This window comes from Nocardiopsis sp. EMB25, assembly GCF_026797795.1.
Lineage (GTDB): Bacteria > Actinomycetota > Actinomycetes > Streptosporangiales > Streptosporangiaceae > Nocardiopsis > Nocardiopsis lucentensis.
This window is the reverse complement of sequence record NZ_JAMTDN010000001.1, coordinates 150,924-174,004: the sequence shown is the minus strand read 5'-3', so window position 1 is coordinate 174,004 and position 23,081 is coordinate 150,924. Positions and strand designations below refer to the sequence as shown.

Below are 23,081 nucleotides of genomic sequence, written 5' to 3'. Positions count from 1 at the left end.
CCCGTACAGACGCACGGAAGGGGAGGAACGTTCGGCATGTCACCGAATCGATAGGTGCCGGGAGTATCGGCCCCCGAGCCGTCGGAGGACCGCCGGTGACAACGAGGGGCGGGGCCCGTGTGGACCCCGCCCCGGCACGGCGCTCCGCCGCCGGCTAGCGGTTGGCGCCCTCGAGCGTGCCGGTGATCAGCTCGCCCTGGGTGTCCAGGTAGCAGACCACCTCGCGGTCGTCGAGCCTGTTCCACCCGTCCTCGGTGGGTGTGAAGGCGTCGATGTAGATGTCCGACATCGTGTACTCGATACCGACGAAGTCGGTGAAGGCCTGGCCCGAGCAGGTCTCGCCCGCGTCGGTGCCGATCGCGTCCGCACCCGGGTAGTCGCCCGCCGGCAGGTCGTAGGTGTAGAAGATCTCCGCGTCGTGTTCCTCGGAGCAGTCGAGGATCGGGACCTCGGAGACGCTCTCGCTCATGAAGGCCGTGTTCAGGTCGTCCACGATGAAGCAGTCGCCGACGGCGAGCTGGAACACGTCAGTGTCCTCGGGGCCCGCGGGGGCGGCCTCCTCCGTCGCGGCGTCCGTCTCCAGGTCGACGTCGACCTCGGGCACCTCCGGGACCTCAACGGACCCGCCACCGAGAATGTCGGCGATGGGGGCACAGGCCGACAGCGCCAGGGCGGCACCGGCGGCCAGGGTGCCGAGGGCCATTCGGCCGAGCATCGTGTGGCGCTTTTCGGACAGCATCAAAACTCCAGAAGATTGAGGTTCACATCCCGACCGTTTCCAGGTCGGGTGGGCGCACCTAGAGCAGACGCGCCCAAGACGGGGAAGGTTTCGGCGGAGCCGGACAATTTCGGACCGCAGCCGGGCAATGGCAGGCGGTACATAGTGACCACAGCAGGGCAGCCGAGCGGGGGGACGGGTCGGATCCGGGGCCCGCCCCAGGGCTGGGCACACACGCGGGCCTTCGCTCAGGGCAGGGGGCGAGGGACCGCGGGCTCCGGACGACTAGCGGTTGGCGCCCTCGAGGGTGCCGGTGACCATCTCCTCGGTGAACACGTAGCAGATGATCTCCCGGTCGTCGAAGTTCTCCCAGCCGGTGGCGTCCGGGAAGAGCGCACCGGCGTAGATCTCGGACTCGGTGTAGGGGACACCGACGAAATCGGTGAAGTTGTCGCCGTAGCACACGTCCTCGACCGCCGCGTCGACAGCAGCCTCACCCGGGAAGTCACCCTCCGCCATGTCCTCCGCGTAGAAGAACTCGGAGTCGTGCGGCTCGGCGCAGTCGACCAGCGGCACGTCGGAGACCTTCTCGCTTCCGAAGGCGGCGTTCAGTTCCTCCTCGACGAAGCAGTCACCGACGTTGAGCTCGAAGACGTTGCCGCCGCCGATCACGGAGAGCAGGGCGCCGCAGCCGCTGAGTCCGAGCACGGCGCCGACGGCCGTCGCGGACACCAGGGTGGTGCGGATAGCGGGGGAGACGGAAGACATGAGGGTACTCCGGGTGTGTTCAGGGGTGATCTCGCGCGGGGGGGCGCGAGTCGCAAGAGTTCCCCACCGGGCGGGGAATGTCAATTCGAAATAAAGAAAACGACGAATAGCGAATGGATGACTACCACCAGTGATACTTGCAGGTCCTGGCGGAGAGATTTCCTCGCCCAAGGGGTATGGGAACAATAAACCAGGCCTGTGACAGAACGCGGATCCGGGGCTCGGCCGGAGTGGCCGGGGCGCGGAACACCATTCGCCGCGAGTGGGGAAACCGTTGAGCCGTGGGCCCTTCCGGGGTTCGACGGTGGTTCGGCACACCGCCGGAGAAGACCCGGCGGGGCGAGGGGTGGCCGTGGGCGGAATCACACCCCGCACAACACGAAGGCCCTGGTCGATCGACCAGGGCCTTGTCTGTGCGTCGTCAGGGACTCGAACCCCGGACCCGCTGATTAAGAGTCAGCTGCTCTGCCAACTGAGCTAACGACGCTCGTCGTCTCGGGGGCCTTCGGCCCGCCGCGGCAACGGATTCAACTCTACCGGATCTCCGGACCGCCCCGAACCGGCGGCGGCTCCGTGTGGGGCACGCCACCAGGGTGAACGCGGGCGGCGGAGAAGACGAACGGTCCCGGTCGGGGGGCGTGACCTCCCGACCGGGACCGTTCCGGCGTGCGTCATCAGGGACTCGAACCCCGGACCCGCTGATTAAGAGTCAGCTGCTCTGCCAACTGAGCTAATGACGCTCGTCGTGTTCCAGGGCGGCCGGTGGGCCGTCCTCCCTGGCGACAACGACAACCTTAGCAGGACCTCGGGGCGGCCGCGAACCGATGGAACGGCCACTCAGGACGCCCCTGACCCGTGCTCGGGGCCGAGGCGAGGCGACGGCCCGGAACAAGGGGGCCTAGGTGAGAGCGAGGAAGACGATGACGGCCACGGCGATGACGAGGACCACACCGACACCGGCCAGGACGAGCGGAACGATCGGTCGGCGCGCGGGCTCGTCGGTCACGGGATTCTCATCGACGAAACGGCGGAAGTGCTGTGTGTTCCCCGCCGGGTCGACGTTGGGATCATTGTTCTGTGTCATGTGATCGACACTAGCGACTCACGCGGCCCGTGAGGACCCCCGAGAACGGATCGAACCGAGATCACAACCGCCCCTTGGGTTTCTCACGACCCACCGAGATCCTCTTCTCCCGCGTGGCCGGCGAAACTCACCCAGGCGAAAGCGGCGCGTAAGACCGGGGCTCGAGACTCGTGTCCGGTGGGCCGGGTCCGGCCGGTACTTCCCCGCGGCCGAGGCGGCCCTCCTCGGGCCCGGCGCGCAACACCGCGGCCATCCGAGCCGTGGGTGTCCCACCGCGCGCCGGGTCCACCCCCTCCACCGCCCGCACCAGGTCGTCCACCGACCGGCTCGGGCGGGTGTCCAGCCACGCGACCGCCATGCGCAGCGACAGCGGCAGGCAACCGGCCAGCCGGGCGAGCCGCTCCAGCCCCTCCCCGGAACAACGCTCGGGCGCCACCAATGACTCCAGGAGCGCGACCGCCTCCTCCTGCTCCAGGGCGCCCACCGGCAGCACTCGCAGCCCGTCCCGAACCAGCAGGTCGGTCAACCAGTACCGGCTGGTGACCACCGCCGCGCACCCGGTCCCCCCGGGCAACAGAGGACGTACCTGCCGGGCGGAGACCGCGTTGTCCAGGACGAGCAGGACGCGTCGGCGGGCGGTGAGCGTCCGCGCCCGCGCCGCCACCTCGTCCGCTCCCAGGTCCGGGGGGACCTCGGCGCCTCCGGTCAGGGAACGCAGCAGGCGGCGCAGCACCTCGGCCGGATCACGCGGCCGCCCGTCCTCACCGCGGAGGTTGACGTAGAGCTGCCCGTCCGGGAAGTGCGCCGCCGCGCCGTGCGCCCAGCGCACGGCGAGGGCGCTGCTCCCCGCACCCGCCGGTCCGCGCACCAGCACCCCGCCGGGCATCAGACCGCAGGGGTCGACCAGCCGGTCGAGTTCGGCCAGTGCCCGTTCCCTACCCACCAGGGGCGTGACCGCCGCGGGCAGTTCGGCGGGAACCATCCCGGAATCGGGGGGATCGGCCGCCCGCCCCGACCGCAAGGTCCCCTCCAGGCCCGCCGCGTCCGCACCGCCCAGGGCGCGGGGGCGCGGAACGCGCGGCACCCGGTCGAGGTCGCCCCGCAGGATGCCGTGGAAGGTCTCCCGAAGTTCTCGGCCCGGATCCGCTCCAAGGCGTTCGGCCAGGACCGCGCGTGTACGCGCGTACACGCGCAGTGCCTCACTGGAACGCCCCGCACGGTAGAGGGCGACCATGCGGATGCGGGCCAGGGGTTCGCGTTCGGGGTGGTCGGCGGCGACCGGGGCGACCCGACGCGCGACCTCCTCGTGGTCACCGCGGTCGAGTGCGGCTCCGAACCCCTCCTCGGCGACGCGCAGCAGCTCCTCGTGCAGCGGAGCGACGTCGCGGGCGTGCAGGACGGTGCTGGTGACATCGCCCAGGACGGGGCCGCGCCACAGCCCCAGGGCGTGGATCAGCAGGTCGGTTCGGGCCCCCGGGGAGTCGGCCGCGCCGGCCCGGCGGACCAGGGATCGGAAGGTGAGCAGGTCGGATTCGGTCTCGTCGAGCTCGATCCGGTAGCCGCCCTCGCCGCCCAGGATGAGCGGTCGGCCGCAGTGCGTGTCGAACAGGGCGCGGGCACGGGCCACGTGCACCTGGAGGGCACTGCGGTTGGCCTGGTCCGGCGGGACCCCCCACACGCGTTCGACGAGGTCCTCCACGGCCAGGGTCCGCCCCGCACCGAGGAACAGGGATGCCAGCAGGGCCCGACGCTTGCCGCCGCGCAACGGGAGCGCGACCCCGTCGACCTCGGCTCCGAGACGGCCGAGGACCGTGACGCGAAGGCTCCCGGGCGGACGCCCCCTCGAGGGCGGTTCCGCGTGTCGGGTGTCGGCGGTCGTGGCGTACCGGCGTCTCGCCGAGTCGCGTCGCGACACAGCACCATCCCCCCTGCCAAACGGCGCCAACCTCAGCGGCGAGCCGTGACGCCCGACCCCAGAGTGCCCTCTGAACTGGGATTTCGCAATCTCCACCCAGGTACTTGCCGCCGGAGGCGTGCCTTGTCATCCTTGATTCTCCCGCTTTTTCCCTTCCGCGCGTTGACTCTGCACCACGACCGAAAGAAACTTTCCTCCATGGCGCAAATCCCGAAGTCTTCCGGCGACCAGGCCGCCGGGAACGCCCCCGCCCCCGCGGTTCCCACCACGGTCCTGCGGATCCGGTCGCTGATCCCGTCGCTCGCCCCGGCCGAGCGGCGGGTCGCCCAACGGATCGTCGACGACCCCGAGCGCGCGGCGGCATCGTCCATCACCCAGCTCGCCAAGGACTGCGCCACCTCCGAGGCCACCGTGATCCGCTTCTGTCGGACCATCGACTTCAGCGGTTACCGCGAGCTGCGTCTGGCCCTGGCCACGGAGGCCGGTCAAGCGCGCGGCGCCCGCTCCGGGGCGCCCGAGATGGCCAGCGACATCGACCCGGACGACACCCTGGTCACCGTGGTCCAGAAGATCGCCTACACCGACGCGCGGGCCGTCGAGGAGACCGGGGCGGCACTCGACGTCGACGTGCTGCGCTCGGTCATCGACGGCATGGCGGCGGCCCGACGGATCGACGTGTACGGTGTCGGCGCGAGCGCCTTCGTCGGTGCCGACCTGCAGCAGAAACTGCACCGGATCGGGATGACGTCCTTCGCGTGGGCGGACGCCCACGTCATGCTGACCAGCGCGGCACTGCTCGACGAACGGGACGTGGCGATCGGCATCTCCCACAGCGGCACCACGATCGACACCGTGCAGGCCCTGACCGAGGCGGGACGGCGCGGAGCGCGGACGGTGGCCATCACCAACTTCCCCCGCTCCCCCATCGGCTTCGCCGACCATGTGCTCACCACCGCGGCGCGCGAGACCACGTTCCGGTCGGGAGCGACCGCGAGCAGACTCGCCCAGCTCACGGTCGTGGACTGCCTCTTCGTGGGACTGGCTCAGAGCCGTTACACGGAGAGCCGCACCGCCCTGGAGACCACCTACGAGGCCGTCCGGGGGCTGCGCATCCACGACGACCGCAGACGCCGCAGAAACGGTGAGGTCCCCGACGCCGCGGGCGCGGGCGACGAGTGATCCGAGCCGTCCCGCACCGCACCACGGTGACGGTGCGGGGACGACCACTCACGGAAGGGAACGGCTGCCGGTGCGGACCGAACAGGAGAGCGCTGTGCACAGCGGTACGGACGACGGCCCCGGGGAACACCGCGCCGCCTGGCCTCCGGGAGGCGGCGACACCGTGATCGTCCGGTCGCCCACCGAGGCCCGCAACTCGGGGACCCACGACATCGACCTGCTCTCGTCGCTGGACATCCTGCGGCAGATCAACGCGGAGGACACGACGGTGCCGGCCGTCGTGGCCGCGGCCCTGCCGGAACTGGCGCGCGCCGTCGACCTGGGGGTGGCGGCGCTGGAGTCCGGCGCGGCCATCCACTACTTCGGCGCCGGCACCTCGGGGCGGATCGCGGCCCAGGACGCCGCCGAACTGCCGCCCACCTACGGCGTGCCCGCGGAGTGGGTGATCGCCCACCACGCGGGGGGCGGTGACGCCCTGGCGCACGCGGTGGAGGGGATCGAGGACGACTGGGAGTCCGGGCGGATCGACGCGGCCGGTGTGGCGCCCGGATCACTCGCCGTGGGACTGGCGGCGAGCGGGCGCACCCCCTATGTGGGCGGCGCGTTGGAGGCGGCCCGGGAGCGGTCCGCGGCGACGGTACTGATCAGCGCGAACCCGGGTTCACCGCTGGCCGCGGGCGCGGACGTGCACGTGGGGATGGACACCGGCGCCGAGGTGATCGCCGGGTCCACGCGGATGAAGGCGGGTACGGCGCAGAAACTGGCGCTGAACGCGTTCTCGACCGCCGTCATGGTGCGGATGGGGCGGACCTACTCGAACCTCATGGTCGGTGTCGACGCCACCAACAGCAAGCTGCGCGGACGCGTGGTGACCATCCTGTCGCAGGCGACCGGACTGGGCGAGCGGGCGTGCGCGAAGGCGTTGACCGCGGCCAACGGCGACACCCGCGTGGCGCTGGTGTCGCTGTTGGCCGACGTGGATCCGACGCGGGCGGCGCGGGCACTGTCCACGGGTGGGGGTCGTGTCCGCGCCGCCCTGGCCGAGCTGGGTGCGCCCGACCAGACGGTGTGACCGTGTTCTCTCTGGGCCTGCCGCTTCGCTTCGGGTGACCGCTAACCCTCCAGGGCCGTGTCGAGGAGGCCGAGCGGCGGCGAGCCCAGGTCGAGCATGGCCCGGTGGAACCGGGCGAGGGAGAACCCGTCGCCCCACCGCTCCCGGGCCCGCTCCCGGAGCGCGAGGATTTCCAGCTTGCCCCAGGTGTAGCGGCCGTAGGTGGGGTCGAAGGTGGCCCGATTGGCCTCGGACAGGGCCGCGGGCCCCTGGAGCGGTGTGTCCGTCGAGAAGCGGGTGGCCGCCTCCTCCACGGTCATCCCTCCGGTGTGCACGCCGATGGCGACGGAGAGGCGGGTCACGCGGATCAGGGCCTCCAGCCACACGCCGATCTCGTAGTGGGTCCCGGTCCAGCCCGGGTCACCCAGGCGTTCGGCCGCGTACGCGCCGAAGCCCTCCTCCAGGCACATCTCCTCGGCGTAGTGCGCCCACCCCTCCGCGAAGGTCATCGAGTGCAGGGCACGGCGGACCGCGCTGGGCGCCCGGCGCAACGCGCGGCCGTGGGAGTAGTGGCCGGGTGCCACCTCGTGGACGCTGACGGCGGGGAGGGTGGTGTGGCTGAACATCTCCAGCCACTCCGCGGCCTCCTCCGCCGACCAGGCGGGATCGGGCGGGGTGATGTGGTAGAAGGACGGGGTGTCCGCCTCCCACGGCCCCGACCAGGCCATCATCGCGGTGGCCCACCGCTGGGAGGGCGGGGAGGCGTCCACACTGCACTCGCCGTCGCCGTACGGAGCCAGGCCGCGTTCGGCGGTGAAGTCGAGGGCGAGGCGGGTCCAGCCGCGTGCGGCGTCGAGGACGCCCTCGGCGTCCGGGTGCTGGCGCGTCAGTTCCCGGCTGACCTCCATAGGGTCACGGCCGGGCGCCAGGCGTCCGGTGGCCTCGGCCAGCCGTTCACGCAGGCGATCGCGTTCGGCGTCGGCTCGGGCGGCCAGGCCGGCGAGGTCGACGGTGGCGGCCTCGGAGACGCCCATGAGCCTGCTCAGGCCGTCCGCGCCCAGCGCGGCGCTGCCGGGCCCGGAGACGGCGGCCTCCTCCACGTGGGCGACCAGACGGGCGTGGGCGGCCAGGGCGGTGCGGCGGACCTCGCTGGGAACGGTGTCGGGCAGCCCCTCGGCCGCGCCCCTCACCGCGCCCAGGAGCGACCGGGCGACGGGGGCGGAGAGGCGGTCCAGCGCCTCGATCGCGTGGTCCACGGTTTCGGGCCACTGCTCCAGGTGGGCCGTTCTGGCGCGGTCGCGCTCCTCCTCGGGGGCGTAGGCCCTGTCGTAGCAGGAGACGTCGAGCTCGCCGAGGTGGTGGAGCGGGTTGGCGCGGTGCAGCTGGAGTTCACCCAGTTCCACGCGGAGTCCGTCCTCGAAGGCGGCCAGGTGGGCCTCGTCGTGGGGGTCGTCGAGGCGGGCCCCGCCGAGGGCGGCCAGGCCCGTGCGGACCCCCTCGGGAGACAGGTCGGCGACGACGCCGTCGTACTCGTGCATGCCCGCGCCCTCGCGCATGGCACCGGGGGTGAGGTCGGCCAGCGCCCGCAGTCGCGGAAGAAGTTCGTGTCCTGGTTTCTCAGACATCCGATGACCCTAAACCACCGCCTCCACGGGCCCAGAACCCGGTTCGGCGAACGCCCGCGAACGGCGGGAACGTGAACACGGGGCGAACCCGGAACCCGACCGCCCGTCGGATCGTCTCCCCGGATGTGACGACCTCTGACTCCACACCTTCCGAGCCCGCCGACGACCGCGAGGAGCCCGTGGACCGGGACGAACGTGACGAGGACGACGCCGACGCGCCCGGGCGCCCCTGGCGGCGGATCCTCGGTGCTCTGACCGTGGCCGCCGTCCTGGTGGGCTGCGCACCGTTCGTGTGGTCGCTCGTGTCCACCTCCGCCGACCGCCACTCCGCCGCGACCGTGCCCGACCGCCCGGTGGCCCTCGTGCTCGGCGCGGGGGTGCGTTCCGACGGGCACCCGACCCTGTTGCTCGCCCGCCGCCTGGACACCGCCGCCGACCTCTACTTCGACGGCCGCGTCCAGGCGATCCTGGTCAGCGGGGACAACAGCGTCGAGCACTACAACGAGCCCGACACCATGCGCGGCTACCTGGTGGCCGCAGGGGTCCCCGAGGAGCACGTCGTCGCCGACTACGCGGGCTTTTCCACCTGGGACTCCTGCGCTCGGGCCAACGAGGTGTTCGGGGTGGAGGCGGCCACGGTCGTCACCCAGGACTTCCACCTGCCGCGCGCCGTGGGCCTGTGCCGGACGGCTGGGATCGACGCGGTGGGGGTGGCCGACTCCAGCCTGCGCGAGCGCACCGCCGCCACCGTCTACGGCTGGCTCCGGGAGGTCCCCGCGACCGCGGCCGCGTTCCTCACGATGGCGCTGCGCCCCGATCCCGTGTTCCTCGGCGAGTACGAGTCCGGGGTGGACGACGCCCTGGCCGCCGCCTAACGTCCACCGAAGAGGCGCCCGAACAGGCCTCCGCGCTCGGCTGTCCGCCCCGGGGGCCCCGTCTCGGGGGTCTCGGCGGCCCGCGGTTGCGCGGGCTCGGGTTCCACTCCGACGAGTTCGCAGAACCGCGCGGGGTCCTCCGGCAGCGCCCAGGCGCCCAGGGTGTCGGTGAACTCCTCGTCCTCCCAGGCGGAGGCGGGCAGTTCGGCGATCGCCCACAGGACCTTGAGTGTCTCCTCGTCGTAGTCGGCCCGGGCGTGCTCCTCAGCCGAGTACTCCCGGGAGCGGGGGCCCAGCACCGTCTCCAGGCCGACTCCGGTGACCAGTGCGCGTGAGTCGGACTCGCCCTTGATCAGCCCCGGCAGCATGTCCAGTCGCAGTCGGCGGGCGCGGTCTCCGGCCCGGCCGAGCGCCAGGAACCCGAGGACCTGCGGGGACCGCGTGCCGCAGTGCGGCCAGGACTCGTTGAACAGGCCCTCGTAGCCGACGTGGGTACCGCCGCCGCGACCGATCCGGCGCAGCCCCTCGCGCGGGGTGTTCTCACCGTGGATGAGCACCGTCGCCACGGAGGCGGCGAAGGCGTTGTAGAGGTTCCCGCCCGCCATCTCGTGGGCGAGCGCGACGGTGATGTCGACGTCCTCGGGGCTGGCGAGCAGGCCGAGGGCGAAGAGTTCGGCGGCCAGCGGTTCCCCGTTGTCGATGCCGTTCCTGAGCTCGCTCAGCGACGCGGGCGCCTGGGGCGCGCCGCGCAGGTCCTTGGCGAGCAGGAACTGGGAGGCCCCGGTGATCTCGGCCGCGATGAACTCGGCGTCCTCGTGCAGGAAGGCGAGCACGTAGCTGACCCACTCCCCTGCCCGGTCCAGGCCGCCCCTGTTGCCGCTGCCCCGCAGGAGGGAGACCAGGTCGGGGACGCGCGCGCGGATCGCCTCGTGGGTGTCCAGTTCGGCCTGGAGGACGGCGGCGCCGTCGGGCTCCCGCATGACGGCCAGTCGGTTGCGCATGCGCCGGTACTGCTGTTCGTCCGGTGCCTCCTCCATCCAGCTCCGGTACTGCTCGCGTACCTTCTCCGCGTCGTTGGAGGCCGCCCAGGCGACCTCGTCCCGCCACTGCTGGAGGTCGCGGGGCTGCGGGAAGTGGTCCTCGGCGTGGCCGCTCACCAGTTCCAGGAGGAGGCTGAGCGGACGCCAGCGGTCGGTGATCGGGGTGTCCGGTGAGCAGGCGATGTCGACGAGGAAGTCGACCGCCCGGGGCGCGGCGCGGTGGCCGGGCGCGGGGAAGTGGATGATGTCGTGGAGCTCGGAGAGCGCCGCGTCGCTCCCGGCGAGGGATTCCAGGAGTTGGGGGACTCGCTCACCCCCCTCGGGGGCCAGAGCGACCCAGTCCACCTCCCGCGCGCCGTCGTGTGAGCCGTTACCCGTGGTCGCGTTCATTGTGTTCGTGGGTGTGGACCGCCCGTCCTCGGCGGGGAGGCGGCACCCACCTCCTTCCTGCTGGGAGCCTACAAACAAGCAGATGAAAGGTGGGAAACGCGGAGCGTCGTCCGTGCGAACCGGAAGGGCTCGCGGTCGGCTGCCGTCAGGGCTCCGCGTGGGCCGGGGCGGGGCGGCGTACGGCGTCGCGCAGGGCCTTGACGGCCGCGCCGACCTCCCGTGTGTAGCCGATGACCGTGGATCGCCGGCGGGCCCCCAGACTCGGGTCGCCGACGCCGACGGCGTCGATCCCGGCCGCGCGGGCGAGCGCGACGGTGCGTGGCAGGTGGAAGGACTGGGTGACCATCGTGGCCGCGTCGACCCCGAACAGGTCGCGCACCCGCACGCAGGTGTCCCAGGTCCGGTACCCGTAGCGGTCGGCGTCGATCCGGTCGGCCGGAACTCCGTGGGCGACCAGGTACCCGGTCATGGTGTCGGTCTCACGGCGGGAGACCTCGCGGTTGTCGCCCGAGACGATGATCCGTTCGACCCGGTCCTCCTCGAACAGGCGCACGGCGATGTCGAGCCTGCGGGCGAGCAGGGGCGAGGGCCCGTCATTCCAGGCCGCGGCGCCCAGGACGACGGCGACGGGCCGGTACGGCACGGTCAGCGGGCTCCTGCGCCGGCCGGCGCTGGCCAGGTACGTCCACGCGAACGGCGCCAGTGCCAGGGCCGGCGCGCCGACCCCGATCGCCACGATCCACACAGCCACCACGGCCGCCTTCCTCTTCCGACGCGTGTGCGCACCCATCATGGCCTACCGGCGGGGTGCCGGCGCCGGGGCCGTCGGACGGCACGGGTCGGAGGCACCGACCGTCGCTTTGTCGTTCCTCTGAGCCATCATGGGTGCGCCCGGTCGAGGCCGGGCGGCGCCGGAACCCACCGCACGAGGTTCCCGGTTCCGGAGCGCTTTGCCACCGACCGGCACCGGGTACCGGATGTCCAGGGTGGTTGAGGACTCTGCCGGGGTAGGACGGACCCCGGCAGGGCCCTGAACCACGCGTGGTCCGCGTGCTCCGTGCCGTACACGATCCCGCGCGGGGGCGGGCACGGACAGGGCGTGTCCGGATCCGGCCATGCCGTTGGCGGTGTGATCGGCCGACCGGGCCCTCCCCCGCCGTCCGCGCTCCGCGGCGTACCGGCCGCCCCGGTTCGCCTCGTCCGGCCCGTCACGGCGCGTTCCCGTTTTCGGTCGTCGTCGTCCCCGGTCGAGGACACCTCACCTCCCCCACGACCACCGACCGGAACAGGGCTTCGATCACCCAGTGCCCGAGTTTCGGACAGGACGATAAGGCACTTACGGACTTAGGAGGCACAGGAAGAACCGCAGGTCACGGGGCCCACCGCGACGAGCCCGGAGAGAGTCTCCCGAACGCATCGAACTGACTTCCGTAAACGTGCTTTTGACCTGCATGAACACGATGCCTCACACTCGCCTCGAACATGCCGAGAATCGCCTTCATCGCGGCGTTTGCCGGAATTCCGCCGCGAGCATCATTCACGTAGAGCGACGGCGCGCCGAACGCCGCCACCCGCCCGACACCATCCGCTCCGACCGCCCAGTACAGCCCGACACCACTTGGTCGAAGACCGGAGGAAACCACGACGTGTCCGCCCTTGCGATCGCCCCGACGTTTCTCAGCGACTTCTCCCGCCTCACGCCCGACGTCCAGCTCCTCGCGCTGAGCGCGATGCGCGCCTACCAGGCAGGCGACCACCCGGCTCTGGAGACCGTCGAGGGCGCCGCCGACCCGCGCGTCCGGGTCGTCAGCATCGCCCCCGACTGGTCCGGCGTCGTCCTGCCCAACCCCGAGGTCGAGGAGCGCGATCCCGCCGACCGGCCCGAGGACGACACCCCCCGGTACCGCCTCATCGCCGTGCGCCCCCGCGACGAGGCGCTCCGCTTCGCCCGCGGACTGCGCCCCGGCGTCCCCACCGTCGCAGGCCCCGGGAACGTCGACCCCACGCCCACCGGTCCGCCCGAACTGTCCGGGGCCCTGCGCGCGCCCTTCGACCAGTGGCAGATCACCCTGCACCCCGACCAGCACGAGCTCGCCGAGGCGCACTTCAACGGGTCCACACAGGTCACCGGCGGCCCGGGGACCGGAAAGACGGTCCTGGCCCTGCACCGCGCCGCCCACCTGGCCCTGCGCGACGCCGCCGCCCGCCCCGACGACCCTCGCGAGTCGGTCCTGCTCACCACCTACAACCGGTCGCTCGCCCAGACCCTCTCCGACCGCCTCGACCAGCTACTGCCCGACCCCGGCACCCGCTCCCGCGTGCGGGTGGCCACCATCGACAGCCTCGCGCGCTCCGTGGTCCAGGCGCACTCCAGCGTGGCGCCCCACCTCATCAGCGGGGACGAGCTGGCCCAGCGCTGGCGCGCGGTGGCGGTCGCCGACGGACTGCCCTTCTCGGGCCGCTTCCTCGTCGACGAGTGGGAACAGGTCATCCTCGCCCAGAACCTGGAGCTGCTGCCGCAGTACATCCGCTGCGAGCGCAGCGGTCGGATCCAGCACCTGGCCCCCGAGCACCGCCGTCAGGTGTGGGAGACGGTCCGCCGCTACGTCGGAGCCATGCGTGTGGAGGGTCTGTGGTCGCACCCCCAGCTGGCGGCCGAGGCGGCGCGGCTGCTGGAGCGGGGCGAGCCGCTGTTCCGGCACGCCGTGATCGATGAGGCCCAGGACCTGCACCCCGCCCAGTGGCGGATGCTCCGCGCCGCCGTGCCGGAGGGCCCGGACGACCTGTTCATCGTCGCCGACCCGCACCAGCGGGTGTCCGACAACCGGGTCTCCCTGGCCTCCCTCGGCATCAACGTGCGCGGACGCGGACACCGGCTGCGGGTCAGCTACCGGGTCACACAGGAGATCCTCGACTGGAGCATGCCGATCCTGGGCCGCCGTGCCGCCCTGGGGATGGACGACGACGCCGACACCCTCGCCGGTTACCGTTCCCTCCTGCGCGGTCCGGCCCCGGTGGTGCGCGGGTGCGCCAACCGCGCCGAGGAGATCAGCGCGCTCGGCGACTGGGTCCGGGTGTGGCTGGAGGCCGGGGTCGACCCGAGCGATATCGCCGTGGCCGGACGCAACCAGTGGGTGGCGCGCGGTGTCGCCAAGGAACTGGAGGCGCGCGACGTGCGCACCGCACCGTTGGAGGGCCCCGACGGAGGCGAGGCGGTGCGGGTCGGCACGATGCACCGGCTCAAGGGACAGGAGTTCCGCTGTGTGGCCCTGGTGGGGGTGAGCGACCACCTGCTTCCCCCCAAGGCGGCCATCGAGGCGGCCGACGGCGACCAGGTCGCCCTGGAGCACACCTTCCAGCGGGAGCGGACGCTGCTGTTCGTCGCCGCGACGCGGGCCAGGGACGCGCTGTACGTGTCGCACGTGGGCCGGCCCAGCCGCCTCATCGCCGACTCCTGGTGAGCGGGTGACGGGGGCGCCGTGCTCGGCGCCCCCGTCGGATCCGGTCCTCAGGCCCCGCTGTAGCGGCCGTCGAAGCCGGGGATGGTCATGAGGTCGGTGCTGGCCATCGGGTTGGCCACGTCGACGTCGGTGACGATCATGTACGGGAGCAGCAGCGGGGGCGGGAAGTCCGGGGTGAAGGTGAGCGGGATGCCCAGGATGTGCACGTGCATGCGGGTGACGTGCATCTCCACGCTGCCCTCCATGGTCAGGGTGGGCAGTCCGAGGCTCATCCGGGTCCCGGCGTCCTCGAACCACAGTTCGGCGCCGCGCAGGTCCGCCCGGCTCATGGAGAGCCGGAGGTAACGGCGGGGACCGTCCGCGGTGGGGCACTCCACGACACCGTCGTACCTGGCCCCGCTCATCGTGAGGCGGTCCGCGTTCAGACCGCCGGTGCTGGTCGCGCCGGAGAAACAGTCGTAGGTCTCGTCGACCACGGCGTCCGGAAGGTCGCCCTCCTCCTCCGCGGCCTGGCAGGCGCGGACGGCCGACAGGAGTTCCTCCTCGGTCTCGGCCTCTCCGGTCGTACCGGTCACGATCGGGCAGTCGGACGGGTCGGCGTCCTCCTCGCTTTCCCTCTCCTCGTCCTCGGCGCCGTCCTCCGCCCCGGGATCGGCCGGGTCACCGCCGTCACCGGGCCCCTCCGGGGGGTCGTCGGGGTCGCCGTCAGTGGGTTCGGCCGTCGGGTCGGCGGAGGGATCCTCTGAGGGGGTGTCGGAGGGGCCGTCCGTGGGAGAGGTCCCGTCGGAGGGAGCATCGGAGGGTTGCTCCTCCTCGTCCCCCGGCGGGAAGAACCAGTCCCAGGGCCAGTCGGTGGGCGCCTGGACGGCCGTGACCGTCAGGGCGAACGCGAGCGGCAGCGCGAGGGCGGCGAGGGGACGGGTCCCGCCTGAGGCGACGGTCCCGTCGGCGCCGCCCTCCCCACCGTCGTCCTCCTCCGCGTCACCGTCCCCGGTCACCGTGTCGGCGCCGCGGAGAGGCCGCGTGCGGCGGCGACCACGTGGTCGCCGCCGCACGCGTGGTGCCCACGCGAAGACGAGCGAGGCGCCGACGATGCCGAGCAGCATCCCGATGACGAACCCACCGAAGTTGGACGTCACGAAGGACACGAGCGCCAACAGGAGCCCGACCAGCCCGAAGAAGGTGTGCTGCACCGGCTGGAGCCAGCTGAGCACCCCGATCGCGATCAGCAGGACACCGATGAGGGTGCCGGACACACCGGCGATACCGGCGTAGATGATCAGGTCGATCGGCAGGATCAGGCTCTGCGCGGCGGGTGCGACCAAGAGCTCCACACCCGCGGCGACGAGCAGCAGGCCGCCCCAGAACGGTCGGGTGCGCCGCCAGGAGCGGAACCGTCCCCAGACCGCGCTGAGCGCGTCGAGTGCGTGGGCCATGGGATCAGAAGCACTCGTGGTTGCCTGGGAGGACCGCCAGGTTGAGGCCGCTCAACCGCAGGGAGCCGGAGGTGACGGCCCAGGTGGTCAGCTCCACGTCCGCCACTCGGATCTCGTCCGCCTGGAGGCCGAACCCGCCCGCCGGTCCCTGACCGCCCTCGGCCTTGTCCAGCGTGCTGGCATCGCGGCCGATCTCGATCTGGTCGAACTCGGCGTCGCCGCGCAGCTGTTCGAGGTCGAGCACCAGGTCGGTGCCGTGGACCGGGTCCGCCTCACCGGCGGTGATCACCAGGGTGGCCTCGCCGATGCCCAGGTCCCACAGGGAGGACATGCACAGGTTGTCCAGGTCGGCGGTGTTGACCGTGGACAGTCCGACGGCGCGGCCGGAGCCGTCGACGGACTCGGCGACGTCGCCGTACTGGGTGAAGCCCTGCCCGGTGAGCTGGTCAGCGGACATCTTGAAACTGTCACCGGAGACGGCGAACGAGGCGGCCAGGAGCCCCTGTGTCGTCATCCCGCCGAGGACGGCGGCGGCGGCCAGGCCGGGCACGGCGATGAGGGTGAACCTCCGCCACCGCGTACCTCCACCGCCCTCGTGCTGCTCAGGCGCGTCCTGAGGCGCCTGGGGCGCCTCGTCGGAAGGCTTGGGCATCTGCAACCTCCAGGGTTTCGCCGCCGGGAGCGGCGAGGGGGAACGTGTGTTGCGCCGACGCGCGCCTCGCGTGTTACATGGAACACACCCTACTCGGCGGTAGTGACGAACGTTACAATAGAAAATGTCACATTTCCAGATGGCGTATTCGATGTTGCAGACTCGTATCCGGCGCACTACGGGACCGCGACACTTGAACTGAGAGAGGCCCCGTGTCCCCAGAGCGCAACGCACAACCGCCCGTCCGCTCCCCCGAACACACCGCGGACCAGTACGACTACGACGTCATCGTGGTCGGCTCCGGCTTCGGAGGATCGGTGAGCGCACTCCGCCTCACCGAGAAGGGGTACCGCGTCGGCGTCCTGGAGGCCGGACGCCGGTTCACCCCGCGAACACTGCCGTCGTCCTCCTGGGACGTGCGCAACTTCCTCTGGGCCCCGCGGCTGGGCATGTACGGCATCCAGCGCATCCACCTGCTGCGCGACGTCATGATCCTCGCCGGAGCCGGCGTCGGCGGCGGTTCGCTCAACTACGCGAACACGCTCTACCACCCGATGGACGCGTTCTTCGAGGATCCGCAGTGGCGGCACGTCACCGACTGGAAGTCGGAGCTCGCTCCCTTCTACGACCAGGCCCGGCGCATGCTCGGCGTCCGCACCAACCCCACCGTCACCCCCTCCGACGTCCATCTGAAGGCGGTCGCCGAGGAGATGGGCGTGGGCCACACCTTCCGCCTGACCCCCGTCGGAGTGTGCTTCGGCGACGGTGCGGACGGCGACGGCGGCAAGGCCGCGCCCGGTGAGTCCGTCGGCGACCCCTACTTCGGCGGCGCGGGACCCGAGCGTCGGGCGTGCACGGAGTGCGGCGAGTGCATGACCGGTTGCCGGCACGGCGCGAAGAACACGCTCACCGAGAACTACCTGTACTTCGCCGAACGGGCGGGCGCCGAGATCCACCCGCTGACCACCGTCGAGCGCCTGCGGGAACTGCCCGACGGCGGTTTCGCCGTCGACACGGTCCGCACCGACGCGCCGCGCCGCAGGGAGAACGCCCGTACGTTCACCGCCGGGCAGGTCGTGGTGGCCGCCGGGACGTACAACACGCAGACCCTCCTGCACCGGATGCGCGACGCCGGACTGCTGCCCCGCCTGTCCGCCAAGCTCGGAACACTGACCCGCACCAACTCCGAGGCGCTCGTGGGCGCGATGAGCCGCCACGTGCCGCCGCCCGAGGACCTGACCCAGGGGGTGGCGATCACCTCCTCCATCCACCCCAACGAGAACACCCACATCGAACCGGTCCGCTACGGCAAGGGCTCCAACGCGATGGGCCTGCTCACCACGATCCAGGTGCCGGGCGGCGGGAGGGTGCCGCGCTGGCTGCGCTTCCTGGGCCGGGCCGCGCGCCAACCCCACGTCTTCGCGCGCAGCCTCTCCAACCGGCGCTGGTCGGAGCGGATCATCATCGGCCTGGTCATGCAGTCCCTGGACAACTCGCTGACGACCTCGGTCAAACGCGGTCTGTTCGGCGGCCGCAAGAAGCTGACCTCGCGTCAGGGCCACGGGGAGCCGAACCCGACCTGGATCCCGGAGGGCCAGGAGGCCGCCACCCGGCTCGCCGAGCGGATCGACGGCTACCCCGGCGGCACCATCGGCGACGTGGCCAACATCCCGATGACCGCGCACTTCCTGGGCGGGTGCCCGATCGGGGACAGCCCGGACAACGGTGTGATCGACCCCTACCACCGGTTGTACGGGCACCCCGGCATCCACGTCGTGGACGGCGCCGCGGTCACCGCCAACCTCGGGGTGAACCCGTCGCTGACCATCACCGCCCAGGCCGAGCGCGCCATGTCGCTGTGGCCGAACAAGGGCGAGGAGGACTCCCGACCCGGGCAGGGAGAGCCGTACCAGCGGCTGCGGCCGGTCTTCCCGCACGCGCCCGCGGTCCCGGCCGGCGCCTTCGCGGAGCTGCGCTACACCACCCCGCTCCCGCTGTCGGTGGTGAACGGAGGCGACGAGACCCCGTCCGACCGGAGGGCGCCCCGGGAGAGCGCCGACGCCGAGGGGGACGGCGCCTGAGCGACCGACGGGAGGGCGGTGCCGCGGTCCGCGCTCAGGCGGGTCCCGCGGGACCGTCCTCCTTGGGGTGGGTGCTCGGCTCGCCGCGCAGGTGTTCCATCGCCAGGGCGAAGTGCTCGCCCATCACGTCGTTCATCTTCTCCGCCATCTCCTGGGCCAGGACCGCGTCCACGGCCTGCTGGGCGAGCGGGCGCAGCCGGCGGATCAGCTCGGCGATCTCCGCGACCTCCTCGCTTCCGGTCTGTATCACCGTCAGCGGCGCGTACTCGGCGAGTATGTGCTCGGCGACCAGGCGGACCATGTGCTCGGCCACGTCGCCGACCTTGGCGCGCAGGTTCTCCGCTATGTCGAGGACCGAGTCCACGCTCATCCCCATCCGGACCAGTTCGGCGCCGGCGTGCAGCAGACGCGGGCTCGAGGCCCGAAAGCGCAGGCCATCGCGCTCGATCACCCCCAGGTCGACGGCCCGCTTTATCGTTCTGGGCGTCACGCCCTTGCCGAAGAGGTCGCGCAGCTCCCCCACGGTGATGTAGTCGGCGATCTCGTCGCTCCAGGCGTCCCCGACGGCCGATTCGAAGCCGAGGATGTCGGAGAGGTTCCCGCCGCGCTCCCAGACCGCGAACATCTCGCCGATGTTGGCGAACGTGTACCCGCGCCGCAGCAGCTGGCCGATCAGCCGCAGGCGTGCCAGGTGCGCCTCGGAGTAGATACCCACGCGCCCCTGCTTGCGGGGCGGGGCGAGCAGCCCCCGGTCCTGGTAGACCCGGACGTTGCGCACCGTCGTGTCAGCGAGTCGGGCGAGTTCGTCAATGCGGTATTCGGCCATGGGTCAAGCGTAGAGACCGCCGCCCGCGCTGTCGGCCGGTTGCCGAGGTGATCGGAGCACGACAGGGCCGACGAGGCGGGGCGTTCCCGCGCCAACCGGCCCCGTTCGCCCCCGCGGCCTCCCCCTCGCCCTGAAGCTACTCGCAAGTAAATTTCCCGCCTCACCCCATTGCATTGTGACAATGCTCGTTGTAACGTTCCGGCAATGACTGTGGAGGAGATCACATGACGACCCCCCTGCCGCGCCACCTGCGACGGCTCCCCGGCCAGAACGCCATCGTCACCGGTGCCTCCGGAGCGTTCGGCTGCGCCACCGTGGCCGTCCTCCGTCACCTCGGGGTGAACGTCGTCGGCCTCGACCGCAAGCCCGCCCCCGGCGTCATCGGCTGCGACATCACCGACGACGAGCAGGTCCGCTCCTCGGTCGCCGAGGCCGTCGAACAGCTCGGCGGACGGCTCGACCTGCTGATCCACTACGCGGGTGTCGGTCCGGCGGTCGACATCGGCCGGGAGCCCGACGTCCACGTGCACCAGGCGCTGGAGGTCAACCTGCTCGGCGCCTGGCGGGTCACCTCCGCCGCGATGCCCGCGCTGGCGGAGAGCGGGGGACGGGTCGTCCTCACCTCGTCCCTGCTGGCCAACCTCCAGCTGCCCTTCGCCGGGGCCTACACGGTCTCCAAGCGGGCCCTGGCCGCCTACGCCGACTGCCTCCGCGCGGAGTACGGCACCCACGTCGGGGTCACCACCGTCTACCCCGGCTACGTCGACACACCCATCCACGACAGTTCCCGGGCCACCGGTGTCGCGCTGGACGGCCTCGTCCCGGCCGAACGGGAACGGGACACCGTCATGTCGGTGATCCGGGCCGCCGGAGCCAAGAGGGCCCCACGAGACGTGGCCTCCACCGGCCTCGGCACGGTCGCGCTGCACCTGACCCGGCACTTCCCCGGCACGACCGAACAGATCGTGTCGCTCCAACTGGGCCTGCTCCTCGCAGACGGCGCCTTCGGCGACGCGGAGATCGCCCAGGGACTCCACGCCCGTCACGGCGGCGCCAGCCCCCGGCCGAACGTGTCCTGAGGAGGGACGAGATGACCACACAGACGCCCACCAAGCCCAAGCTCACCGACCGCGAGGACATCGCCAAGCGCCTGCTGCGCGGTTCGGCCAAGGCCTCGTTCGACCCGCTCGTCGAGATCGACTGGGACGCCCCCGTCGACCCCGACATGTGGGCCATCCGCCCCGAGCGCATCTCCATCTACGGCACGCACCTGTGGGACCGGCTGAGCGAGGAGAAGCGCAAGGAGCTCAGCCGCCTGGAGATCGCCTCCGTCGCCACCATCGGCATCTGGTTCGAGACCATCCTCATGCAGATGCTGGTACGGCACGCCTACCACAACGACCCGACCACCAACCACGTCCAGTACGCCTACACCGAGATCGCCGACGAGTGCCGCCACACCGTCATGTTCGCCAAGATGGTCGGCAAACTCGGCTGGCACACCCACCGGCTCGACCCGGTCGCCTACCACCTCGGGAGGGTGTTCAAGGCGATCGCGCACGGACCGCTGATCTTCGCGGGCGCGCTGTTCGTCGAGGAGGTCCTCGACCAGCTCCAGCGTGAGGCCGTGCCGGACGAGCAGGTCCTGCCCCTGGTGCGTGCCGTCTCCCGGATCCACGTGGTGGAGGAGGCGCGGCACATGCGCTACGCCCGCGAGGAGTTCGCCCGCGACTGGGCAAAGCGCGGCCCCGTCAACAGGGCCTACAGCCGTCTCATCCTCGGCCTGGTCACCTACTACTCCGCCACGCGGCTGATCAACCCGAAGGTCTACGAGCAGGTCGGGCTGGACCCCAAGGAGGCCTACCGGGTCGCCAGGACCAACCCGCACTGGATCGACACCAAGACCTGGGCGGCCCGCAAGGTCGTCGGAACCCTGACCACCGCCGGAGCCATCTCCGGCCTCGGAAGGCACTTCTGGAGGAAGGCCGGACTGCTCGGTCGCTGACCGGGCCCACGAACGCCGGGGGCGGAGGGCGAAACGCGCCACGTCCTGCGCCCCCGGCTCCCACCTCCCGGGGGCGAACGCGCCGCGCCCCCGGGAGCCCTACGCCCCCGACCCGACCGCGGAGCCGATCCGGTTCGCACGAAGGGACCTGAACATGACCGAAGAACCACCGCACTTCCGGGTGGCCGTCATCGGGACCGGCTTCGCCGGGATCGGCATGGCCGTCCGCCTCAGGCAGGCGGGCCTGACCGACTTCGTGGTCCTGGAGCGCGCCGACGACGTCGGCGGCACGTGGCGGGACAACTCCTACCCGGGCGCCGCCTGCGACGTCCCCTCGCACCTGTACTCCTTCTCCTTCGCCCCCAACCCCGGATGGAGCCGTTCGTTCTCCCCGCAGCCGGAGATCTGGGAGTACCTGAAGCGGGTCGCGGGCGAGTACGGCGTCGACCGCCACGTCCGCTACGGGCACGACGTCGAAGCCGCACGCTGGGAGCCGCGCCGCAACCGGTGGCGGATCGAGACGACCGGCGGCACCGTGACCGCCCAGTTCCTGGTCAGCGGCGCCGGACCGCTCGCCGACCCGTCCTTCCCGGACATCAAGGGACTGGACACCTTCGAGGGGACCCTCTTCCACTCGGCGAACTGGGACCACGACCACGACCTGACCGGACGCCGGGTGGCGGTCATCGGGACCGGGGCGTCGGCGATCCAGTTCGTGCCCAGGATCCAGCCGAGGGTCGGCGCGCTCTCCCTCTTCCAGCGCACCGCGCCGTGGGTGATGTTCCGCCACGATCGCGACATCACCCGGTTGGAGAGCTGGCTGTACCGCAACCTCCCCCTCACCCAGCAGATCGCGCGCAAGGGCATCTACTGGGGCCGGGAGAACTACGTGTTCGGCTTCGCCAAGAACCCCCGGCTGCTCGGAGTGGTGGAACGGCTCGGCCGGGCCAACATCAACCGCTCCGTCAAGGACCCGGAACTGCGCGCCAAGCTCACCCCGGACTTTCGGGCGGGGTGCAAGCGCATCCTCATGTCCAACGACTACTATCCCGCGTTGGCCCGGCCCAACGTGGACGTCGTGACCGATGGGATCGTCGAGGTCCGGCCGAACGCGATCGTCACCCGCGACGCGTCCGGCCGCGAGACCGAGCACGAGGTCGACACGATCATCCTCGGCACCGGGTTCCACGTCACCGACCCCCCGATCGCGCATCGGATGTTCGACTCCGACGGGGTGTCCCTGGCCGAGCACTGGGGAACCACCGCCCAGGCGTTCCGCGGCACCACCGTCGCCGGGTTCCCCAACGCCTTCGTCCTCGCCGGACCGAACACCGGGCTCGGGCACACCTCCCAGGTGTTCATGATCGAGGCCCAGATCCGGTACACGATGCAAGCGCTCAAGTACGTGTGCCGCAACCGGATCGATCGCATGGATGTGCGCCCCGAGGCCCAGCGCGCCTACAACGACATGGTCGCCAAGTCGATGGAGGGCACCGTGTGGGTGTCCGGTGGCTGTGACAGTTGGTACCTGAACGAGGAGGGCCGCAACACCACGCTGTGGCCGACCTTCACCTGGAGCTACGCGCTGCGGACCCGGTGGTTCGACCCCCACAACTACGACCTGCGGCTCAACCGCGCGGCGGTGGCGCGATGAGCGGGTTCGACGACGGGGAAGAGGAGTACCGGGGGCCGGTGACCGTCACCCTGCCCGACGGGGAGATCGAGGTCGACGCCCACCTGGCGGGCCACTTCTCCCCGCTGACCGGCGACTACCGATGGAAGGGACGGCTGTCCGCCCACCCCGGGGTGACCGCCGCCTTCGAGAGCGGGGTGCGCACCGTCCGGGTCCGGACCCCGGACGGGCACGAGGGCACCGGCGACTTGGACGAGCCCAACCTCTGGGGCGGACATCCGATCAGCGGTGCGGGCCCCCCGCCGTTCAGCGTCCCGGACGTGACCATCGACGACTGATCGT

19 protein-coding genes and 2 tRNA genes are annotated in these 23,081 nt (G+C 71.5%); 9 read left to right on the top strand and 12 right to left on the bottom strand.

Annotation, left to right across the window (positions count from 1 at the left end; all coding sequences use genetic code 11):
- Window positions 1–154 precede the first annotated feature (154 nt).
- The 6 genes from KIK06_RS00830 to KIK06_RS00805 form a co-directional block, all read right to left on the bottom strand.
- Window positions 155–739 carry a hypothetical protein gene (locus KIK06_RS00830; protein WP_268641501.1) on the bottom strand — a complete coding sequence of 195 codons (585 nt, stop codon included), beginning with the start codon at window positions 737–739 and terminating at the stop codon, window positions 155–157.
- A 264-nt stretch (window positions 740–1,003) separates the two neighbouring features.
- A complete protein-coding gene (locus tag KIK06_RS00825) occupies window positions 1,004–1,486 on the bottom strand; it encodes a hypothetical protein (RefSeq protein ID WP_017599760.1) in 483 nt (160 codons plus the stop codon).
- A 414-nt stretch (window positions 1,487–1,900) separates the two neighbouring features.
- Window positions 1,901–1,973 (bottom strand) — tRNA-Lys (locus KIK06_RS00820).
- 180 nt (window positions 1,974–2,153) lie between these two features.
- Window positions 2,154–2,226: transfer RNA gene (locus tag KIK06_RS00815), tRNA-Lys, on the bottom strand.
- Window positions 2,227–2,384: 158 nt separating this feature from the next.
- Window positions 2,385–2,570 (bottom strand): hypothetical protein, encoded by a 186-nt coding sequence (locus KIK06_RS00810; RefSeq protein ID WP_017599761.1) that lies wholly within the window; start codon window positions 2,568–2,570, stop codon window positions 2,385–2,387.
- A gap of 127 nt (window positions 2,571–2,697) precedes the next feature.
- Window positions 2,698–4,485, bottom strand: a complete 1,788-nt coding sequence (locus tag KIK06_RS00805; RefSeq protein WP_268641500.1) for an AfsR/SARP family transcriptional regulator — start codon at window positions 4,483–4,485, stop codon at window positions 2,698–2,700.
- Between the two features lie 198 nt (window positions 4,486–4,683).
- Between KIK06_RS00805 and KIK06_RS00800 the strand changes: the two genes are divergently transcribed.
- A complete protein-coding gene (locus tag KIK06_RS00800; RefSeq protein WP_268641499.1) occupies window positions 4,684–5,664 on the top strand; it encodes a MurR/RpiR family transcriptional regulator in 981 nt (326 codons plus the stop codon).
- 70 nt (window positions 5,665–5,734) lie between these two features.
- Entirely contained in the window at window positions 5,735–6,736 is a 1,002-nt protein-coding gene (locus KIK06_RS00795) for an N-acetylmuramic acid 6-phosphate etherase (RefSeq protein ID WP_268641498.1), read from the top strand.
- Window positions 6,737–6,777: 41 nt separating this feature from the next.
- Here the strand turns inward: KIK06_RS00795 and KIK06_RS00790 are convergent, their stop codons facing one another.
- Window positions 6,778–8,340 (bottom strand): DUF885 family protein, encoded by a 1,563-nt coding sequence (locus KIK06_RS00790; RefSeq protein WP_268641497.1) that lies wholly within the window; start codon window positions 8,338–8,340, stop codon window positions 6,778–6,780.
- A gap of 125 nt (window positions 8,341–8,465) precedes the next feature.
- Here KIK06_RS00790 and KIK06_RS00785 point away from each other — a divergent pair, with 125 nt between their 5' ends.
- On the top strand, window positions 8,466–9,215 hold the full coding sequence (locus tag KIK06_RS00785; protein ID WP_327084617.1) for a SanA/YdcF family protein: 750 nt from the start codon (window positions 8,466–8,468) through the stop codon (window positions 9,213–9,215).
- Here the strand turns inward: KIK06_RS00785 and KIK06_RS00780 are convergent.
- Together KIK06_RS00780 and KIK06_RS00775 are read right to left on the bottom strand one after the other, a co-directional pair.
- Complete coding sequence (locus tag KIK06_RS00780; RefSeq protein WP_017599767.1) at window positions 9,212–10,645, bottom strand: hypothetical protein; 1,434 nt, start codon at window positions 10,643–10,645, stop codon at window positions 9,212–9,214. The genes KIK06_RS00785 and KIK06_RS00780 overlap by 4 nt on opposite strands.
- 145 nt (window positions 10,646–10,790) lie before the next feature.
- On the bottom strand, window positions 10,791–11,396 hold the full coding sequence (locus KIK06_RS00775; protein ID WP_026127811.1) for a SanA/YdcF family protein: 606 nt from the start codon (window positions 11,394–11,396) through the stop codon (window positions 10,791–10,793).
- A gap of 895 nt (window positions 11,397–12,291) precedes the next feature.
- On the opposite strand from KIK06_RS00775, the gene KIK06_RS00770 reads away from it, so the two are divergent.
- Window positions 12,292–14,106, top strand: a complete 1,815-nt coding sequence (locus tag KIK06_RS00770) for a UvrD-helicase domain-containing protein (RefSeq protein ID WP_268641496.1) — start codon at window positions 12,292–12,294, stop codon at window positions 14,104–14,106.
- Window positions 14,107–14,153: 47 nt separating this feature from the next.
- Here KIK06_RS00770 and KIK06_RS00765 read toward each other — a convergent pair whose 3' ends face one another.
- Together KIK06_RS00765 and KIK06_RS00760 are read right to left on the bottom strand one after the other, a co-directional pair.
- Window positions 14,154–15,542: a DUF6114 domain-containing protein gene (locus tag KIK06_RS00765; protein WP_268641495.1), complete on the bottom strand. Its 1,389-nt coding sequence runs from the start codon at window positions 15,540–15,542 to the stop codon at window positions 14,154–14,156.
- 4 nt (window positions 15,543–15,546) lie between these two features.
- Window positions 15,547–16,194 (bottom strand): DUF6230 family protein, encoded by a 648-nt coding sequence (locus tag KIK06_RS00760; protein ID WP_017599772.1) that lies wholly within the window; start codon window positions 16,192–16,194, stop codon window positions 15,547–15,549.
- Between the two features lie 212 nt (window positions 16,195–16,406).
- Here KIK06_RS00760 and KIK06_RS00755 point away from each other — a divergent pair, with 212 nt between their 5' ends.
- Window positions 16,407–18,275 carry a GMC oxidoreductase gene (locus tag KIK06_RS00755; RefSeq protein ID WP_268641494.1) on the top strand — a complete coding sequence of 623 codons (1,869 nt, stop codon included), beginning with the start codon at window positions 16,407–16,409 and terminating at the stop codon, window positions 18,273–18,275.
- A gap of 34 nt (window positions 18,276–18,309) precedes the next feature.
- Here the strand turns inward: KIK06_RS00755 and KIK06_RS00750 are convergent, their stop codons facing one another.
- On the bottom strand, window positions 18,310–19,101 hold the full coding sequence (locus tag KIK06_RS00750) for a MerR family transcriptional regulator (protein ID WP_017599774.1): 792 nt from the start codon (window positions 19,099–19,101) through the stop codon (window positions 18,310–18,312).
- Window positions 19,102–19,325: 224 nt separating this feature from the next.
- On the opposite strand from KIK06_RS00750, the gene KIK06_RS00745 reads away from it, so the two are divergent.
- From KIK06_RS00745 to KIK06_RS00730, 4 genes are all read left to right on the top strand, one after another.
- Window positions 19,326–20,180, top strand: coding sequence for an SDR family NAD(P)-dependent oxidoreductase (locus KIK06_RS00745; protein ID WP_268641493.1), 855 nt, complete (start codon window positions 19,326–19,328; stop codon window positions 20,178–20,180).
- An 11-nt stretch (window positions 20,181–20,191) separates the two neighbouring features.
- The gene (locus KIK06_RS00740) at window positions 20,192–21,106 is read left to right on the top strand and encodes an AurF N-oxygenase family protein (protein ID WP_268641492.1); all 915 of its coding nucleotides are present in this window, start codon (window positions 20,192–20,194) and stop codon (window positions 21,104–21,106) included.
- 154 nt (window positions 21,107–21,260) lie between these two features.
- Entirely contained in the window at window positions 21,261–22,760 is a 1,500-nt protein-coding gene (locus KIK06_RS00735) for a flavin-containing monooxygenase (RefSeq protein WP_268641491.1), read from the top strand.
- Complete coding sequence (locus KIK06_RS00730; RefSeq protein WP_017599778.1) at window positions 22,757–23,077, top strand: DUF4873 domain-containing protein; 321 nt, start codon at window positions 22,757–22,759, stop codon at window positions 23,075–23,077. The genes KIK06_RS00735 and KIK06_RS00730 overlap by 4 nt, the downstream gene beginning before the upstream one ends.
- Window positions 23,078–23,081 lie beyond the last annotated feature (4 nt).